4 protein-coding genes and 1 pseudogene are annotated in these 6,115 nt (G+C 56.1%); 3 read left to right on the forward strand and 2 right to left on the reverse strand.

Translation table 11 applies throughout. The annotated features are described in order from the left end of the window. Positions 1–68: 68 nt before the first annotated feature. Both G560_RS18850 and G560_RS18855 read left to right on the forward strand, forming a co-directional pair. Positions 69–947: an arginyltransferase gene (locus tag G560_RS18850; protein ID WP_022703892.1), complete on the forward strand. Its 879-nt coding sequence runs from the start codon at positions 69–71 to the stop codon at positions 945–947. A gap of 134 nt (positions 948–1,081) precedes the next feature. After that, positions 1,082–2,674: an FMN-binding glutamate synthase family protein gene (locus G560_RS18855; RefSeq protein ID WP_033419311.1), complete on the forward strand. Its 1,593-nt coding sequence runs from the start codon at positions 1,082–1,084 to the stop codon at positions 2,672–2,674. Between the two features lie 247 nt (positions 2,675–2,921). Here G560_RS18855 and G560_RS0108505 read toward each other — a convergent pair whose 3' ends face one another. Beyond that, positions 2,922–5,279 carry a TRAP transporter large permease gene (locus tag G560_RS0108505; protein WP_022703894.1) on the reverse strand — a complete coding sequence of 786 codons (2,358 nt, stop codon included), beginning with the start codon at positions 5,277–5,279 and terminating at the stop codon, positions 2,922–2,924. A gap of 26 nt (positions 5,280–5,305) precedes the next feature. Further along, positions 5,306–5,788: pseudogene (locus G560_RS18860) on the reverse strand (TRAP transporter small permease subunit); the annotation flags it as partial. A 113-nt stretch (positions 5,789–5,901) separates the two neighbouring features. Between G560_RS18860 and G560_RS0108515 the strand changes: the two are divergent. Beyond that, the coding region (locus tag G560_RS0108515) for a helix-turn-helix domain-containing protein (RefSeq protein WP_028913888.1) at positions 5,902–6,115 on the forward strand (214 nt) is incomplete at its 3' end.

Raw genomic sequence — 6,115 nt, forward strand, 5'->3', positions numbered from 1 at the left:
ACTCTGTCCTTGGCGGCGCGGGATTGGCTTGCTAACTTGCATCCAATATTCCTGATTTCCGGACGTCGATGCGACATACCCTTCCTCTCGCGCCGCAGTTTTATGTGACGGCCCCACAGCCTTGCCCGTATCTGGACGGGCGGATGGAGCGTAAGCTGTTTACGGCGTTGCAGGGCGAGCATGCGCAAAAACTGAATGATACCTTGTCTAAACAAGGGTTTCGCCGGTCGCAGAATGTGCTGTACCGGCCATCTTGTGCGGAATGTTCGGCCTGTTTGTCGGCGCGCATTCGTGTTGCGAATTTTGTACCGTCACGGACGCAGCGCAAGGTTCTTCGCCGCAATGCTGCCCTGACCCGCAATGCTACCAGCCCTTGGGCGACCGAAGACCAGTTTGCGCTGTTTCGCCGCTATTTGGATTTTCGCCATGCGACCGGCGGGATGGCGGATATGGATATCTTTGAATTCGCCGCGATGATCGAGGAAACCCCGATCCGTAGCCGCGTGATCGAGTATTCCGAAAGTGACCGGCGCGAGCCTGGCGATTTGTCGGCGGTGTGCCTGACAGATGTGTTTGAGGACGGGCTGAGCATGGTCTATTCCTTTTACGATCCGGATTTGTTTGGCCGTTCGCTGGGGACGTTTTTGATCTTGGATCATATTGAAATTGCGCGGGCTGCCGGTTTGCCCTTTGTCTATCTTGGCTATTGGGTGCCAGGCAGCAAGAAAATGGGCTATAAGGCGGGGTTTTCCGGGCTTGAGATTTTCAAAGGCGGGCAATGGCAAGCCATGGGCGACCCCGAGGATCACAGGTCCGAACTGCACCCTTTGTCGGTGGAACCTATTGCAGAACAGGTTGCAAAGATCAGCTTGCCAGACGGGCGCAACCCAATGCGGGGGCCAACCAACCTGCAAGACCCGCCCGATGAGCCGGTAGCACTTGGCTAGCGCCAAGCGGCATTCTCCCGAAAACCTTTGGCAAATTACACGTGGACGCGTTAGCGTTAACCCAGTTTTAAACGCTGGCCAGCAAAGTGCTTGGCAAGGCGGCTGTGCTGATGTGAGAGGTCAAAATGTTTCCAATGCGGTACACCCCCCTAGCGGTTGTGATTTTGGTCGTGCCGGTCGGGCTTGCCGTGTCATCCTATCACCCGATCTGGGGCGGGTTGATCACGGTTTTGGCAATGTCTTTATCGGCTTGGGGGCTGTTCGATCTGACGCAAACGCACAGTTCGGTTTTGCGCAACTATCCGATTTCGGCGCGGATGCGGTTTTTGCTGGAAACATTCCGCCCCGAAATCCGACAGTATTTTGTGGAAAGCGATCAGGATGCAACGCCGTTTTCGCGTGAACAACGCGCGCTTGTGTACCGCCGTGCCAAGGGCATAGACGGGTTGCGCCCATTTGGCACACAGTTGGATGTCGAAAAGATTGGGCATGAATGGATAAACCATTCGATGAAACCATCGCACCTTGCCAGTCAGGATTTTAGGGTAACGATTGGGGGCGACCATTGCACACGGCCTTATAAGGCGTCTGTGCTGAATATCTCGGGGATGTCATATGGCGCGCTGTCGCCGACAGCGATTGAGGCTTTGAACAAAGGTGCCGCCAAGGGCGGATTTTGCCATACGACAGGCGAAGGGTCTATTTCACGGTTCCACCGCGCGGGCGGCGGGGATTTGGTTTGGCAAATCGGGTCGGGTTATTTTGGCTGCCGCAATGCCGATGGCAGCTTTTCCGAGGATAAGTTTGCCGAAAATGCGGGATCCGATCAGGTCAAGATGATCGAAGTAAAGTTGAGCCAAGGGGCAAAACCGGGCCACGGTGGCATTCTTCCAGGCGCAAAAGTGACCGAAGCCATTGCCGAGGCGCGCGGCGTGCAGGTGGGCGAAGATTGCATCAGCCCATCGTCACATTCGGCGTTTTCAACGCCGTTGGAACTGTGCAGCTTTATGCAGCGGTTGCGCGAATTGTCGAGTGGCAAGCCCGTGGGGATCAAGCTTTGCGTGGGCCATCCATGGGAATGGTTCGCGCTGGCCAAAGCCTTTGCGCAAACGGGTCTGTCGCCGGATTTCATTACGGTGGATGGGGCCGAGGGCGGCACGGGGGCTGCGCCTGCCGAATTTGCCGACCATTACGGTGCGCCGCTGCGTGAAGGCTTGATGCTGGTCCACAATACCTTGCTGGGTCTTGGCATTCGCGACAAGACCAAAATCATCGTGTCGGGCAAGCTGATTTCGGCTTTTGATATTTGCCGGATGTTTGCCTTGGGGGCCGATGCTTGCAACATGGCGCGCGGATTCATGTTTGCGATTGGGTGCATTCAGGCGCAGGCATGCCATTCTGGCAAATGCCCGACAGGCGTGACCACCCAAGAACCGGGGCGCTACCGCGCCCTTGTCGTCGATGACAAATACATCCGCGTGGCGCAGTTTCACGCAAACACAATGCACACGCTAAAAGAAGCGATCGAGGCCAGCGGTCTGGCCCATCCACGCGACTTGACCCCCCATCATTTGATCATCCGCGTCAATAGCCGCGAGGTGCGATCTGCGGCAAGCCAATACCTTTGGTTGGAACAAGGCGATCTGATGGGCGATGACGTAACCCACCCCGCCTTTGCCAAATATTGGAGCCATGCACAGGCCGAAAGTTTTGCTTTTGCGATTTAAGACGGTTTGCCTTGGTGCGGGGTGCCACATCAAAGGGGAACGGTTTATGCATCGCAAGACTTATCTGGCGGGCGCGCAGCGATGAGCGATGAGCGATGAGCGATGAGCGATGAGCGATGAGCGATGAGCGATGAGCGATGAGCGATGAGCGAACGGGGCAGATTGCACAAGGTTGATTGCACAAGGTTGATGCAAATGAAAAAGGCCGCCCAGTTTTGGGCGGCCTTTTGCTTTGCTAGACGCTGGCCTAGCCCGCCAGCAGGTTAGGCACAATCGTGACCACCCACGGGAAGAGGTAGAGCAATACCAAGGCCCCAACCTGGATCAACACGAAAGGGATAACCCCGCGGTAGATGTGCCCTGTTGTCACCTCTTTCGGGGCCACGCCACGCAGATAGAACAGCGCGAAACCGAATGGCGGTGTCAGGAACGAGGTTTGCAGGTTCACCGTGATCATGATCGTTACCCAGCTTGGGTCGAACGTGCCGCCATAGATGACGGGGCCGACGATTGGGACCACGATGTAGATGATCTCAAGAAAGTCGAGAACAAAGCCAAGGATGAACAGCACCAGCATCACGATCAGGAAGACCGTCAGCTCGTTATCAAAGCTGCGCAGGAAGCTTTGGATATAATGTTCGCCGCCGAACGAGATCAGCACAAGGTTCAGGATCTGCGACCCGATCAGGATCGCGAACACCATTGACGTGACTTTGGTGGTTTCGCGCACCACTGGAGTCAGCACCTTGTTGCGCCACAGCACCCAGCAGGCATAGAGCAAGCCAAACATTGCAAAGGAATAGGTGGCTTGTGCCACGGCCCATGCGATCCACTGTTCGGTCGAGGTGACACCAACCCCGACGCGAAGGTCAAAGTTCACACCCACAAGGATCATAATCACGATCGCAAACGCGGTCATAATGATGATGCGGCCCGATTTGTTCAGATCCCCCAGCTTGCGGTAGGCCGCCAGCAAGATCGCGCCCCCTGCCCCAAGCCCTGCGGCCGGTGTCGGGTTCGTGATGCCACCAAGGATAGAGCCGAGCACCGCAATTATCAGGATCAGCGGTGGAAAGACCACGCGGATCAGTTCATTTTTGGCCAGCATCCCTGAGGCGTGGACCGCCCCATAAATGGCCAGACCAAAGGGGATTGCGAGGAACACCAGCGTCATTCCGGGTGTCGCGTTGGGTGCAATCAACAGCACGTCAATCAACAGCCCGAGTGCCACGCCCCCCAAACCGATCCACAATGGGCGGTGGTCGGCCGAAGGGGCGACGCCGCGTGCGGTGGTCAAGGTAAGTGCCAATAGCAAGAAGATTACGGCCACGCCGGTACCGATTGGCGCGCGCGAGGCAAGCTTTTCGGCAGATGCGGTTACCAGCTCTTCTGGGGTCAAGGCGACCGATTTGGTGACGCCACCAGCGGCGTCAATCTCGGCCTGTTGGGCGACAGCGGCGTCCCAGCGTTCCTGACCATGCAGGTCGATCATTGAGGCCTTGCACTGATCTGACACGCGCGTCCGAAGATCGGCGGTTTGGCCCGCATCGGAATAGCTGTCGACCGTCAGATCCTGGTTGCCAATCACATTGACCTGCATGGCAAGGAACAGACCTGCAATGAGGGCAACCGGCACGCCCAAGAACCACTTGGTTGCATCGCCACGGGTGATGACTTCGCCACGCCCGTTTACGTCAATCCGCACTGCTGGTGCTTTGGATGGGTTGAGCATTGCAAAGCCAAAGGCATAGCTTGCATATAGTACAGCCAGCATAATGCCCGGTAGAATTGCGGCCTGAAACAATGTGCCAACAGAAACAACCGCCGCCGTTCCAAGGTAGGTCAGCGCGTCCGAACAGCCTGCCGTTTGCGCGCGGATTTCTTGTCCCGCTGCGTAAAGATCGCCTGCCATCGTTCCCAAAAGGACGATGACGATAGACGGCGGGATGATCTGGCCCAACGTGCCAGAGGCAGCTATAACGCCAGTGGCAAGCTGCGGCGAATAGCCTGCCCGCAACATCGTGGGCAAGGAGAGCAGGCCCATCGTTACCACGGTGGCACCAACGATCCCGGTCGAGGCAGCAAGGAACGCACCAACAACTACAACCGCAACAGCCAGACCACCCGGAAGCGGCCCAAAGACGCGGGCCATGGTGGTGAGCAGATCATTGGCGATTTTGGAGCGTTCCAGCACGATGCCCATCATGACGAACATCAATACCGCCAGCAGTGTCTCAATCGAGGCACCGGCGATGACCCGTTCGTTCATACGGTTCACGATGAACGACAGGTTACGGTCCATCGCAAACTCCCAGCCCTGCGGGAACAGCGGTTGGGCGATCAGCGGCAGTTCAGGATATCTGAAATGCGTGATGTCGATCTGGTTTACCCCTGCTGCTTGTAGTGCGCGGTAGGCATCAGAACCCGTATCAACTGCATTATGGATTAGCAAACCAGCCGTATCAAGCGACGCGATTATACCAAACGCGATAACACCTGCGCCACCGATGGCAAAGGCAACTGGGAAACCAGAGATAATGCCTGAAAATAGGCACAAGAACACGATGATGAGGCCGACCTCAATCCCGTCAAGTCCGAATAACATGATGTGACAGTCCTTTGTTGGGGCCTTTAATGGGTGCCGGTGGCAGAGCTATCCACCGCCGAGTCGAGATCAAGATACTTGCCATCTTCTTTCGGACCTCCGCGCCATTCGAGCAGCGAGCGGTAAAAGAACGCCACGGCCTGCAAGAACACCAAGAAGGTGAAGGACAGCATCAAGATTTTGAACAGGTAGTAGGCGTCAAAGCCGTTTGGCGAAAAGCCAATGGTTTCGACATTCCATTTCAACACATTCGCCTTGCGCAGGATTTGGTCGAAACTGTCAGAGGCGGAAATCTTGGGTGTAAGAAGGTGACGCCACATAAAGAACCAAGCAAAAAGCCAGGTCATGATCGTCGCGGGCATCATAAAGAGTAGTGCGCCTGCCATATCAACCACCCGCTTGGCGCGGTAGCTGAGGCGAGCATAGACCAGATCGACCCGAACATGGCCGCCCTGCACGAATGTGTAGGTGACGCAAAGGCAAACGATCATTGCGTTGTAAAGTTTGAGTGTTGATTGTCACTGAGAACTGACCCGGCAACAGCAAAAATTGTCACTGAGAACTGACCCATGTGCAACCTTGCCTCAGCTTGAATCAGCTGGGGGCACTTGGAGTGATAGACATGAGTTTTTTAAAAGTTATCCGGGGATGGGCGCTGCGAGAGAAGATGCCCATTCGCGAGATCGCGCGGCGCACGGGCATCTCGCGCAACACGATCAAGAAGTATTTGCGGGAGGGGATTGTTGAGCCAGCGTTTCAGACGCCGGATCGTCCGAGCAAGCTGGATCCGTATGTCACTCAGCTGACAGCATGGCTTGTTTCGGATCAGCGCAAAT

Origin of the sequence: Pseudorhodobacter ferrugineus DSM 5888, assembly GCF_000420745.1 — a bacterium.
Classification (GTDB): Bacteria; Pseudomonadota; Alphaproteobacteria; order Rhodobacterales; family Rhodobacteraceae; genus Pseudorhodobacter; species Pseudorhodobacter ferrugineus.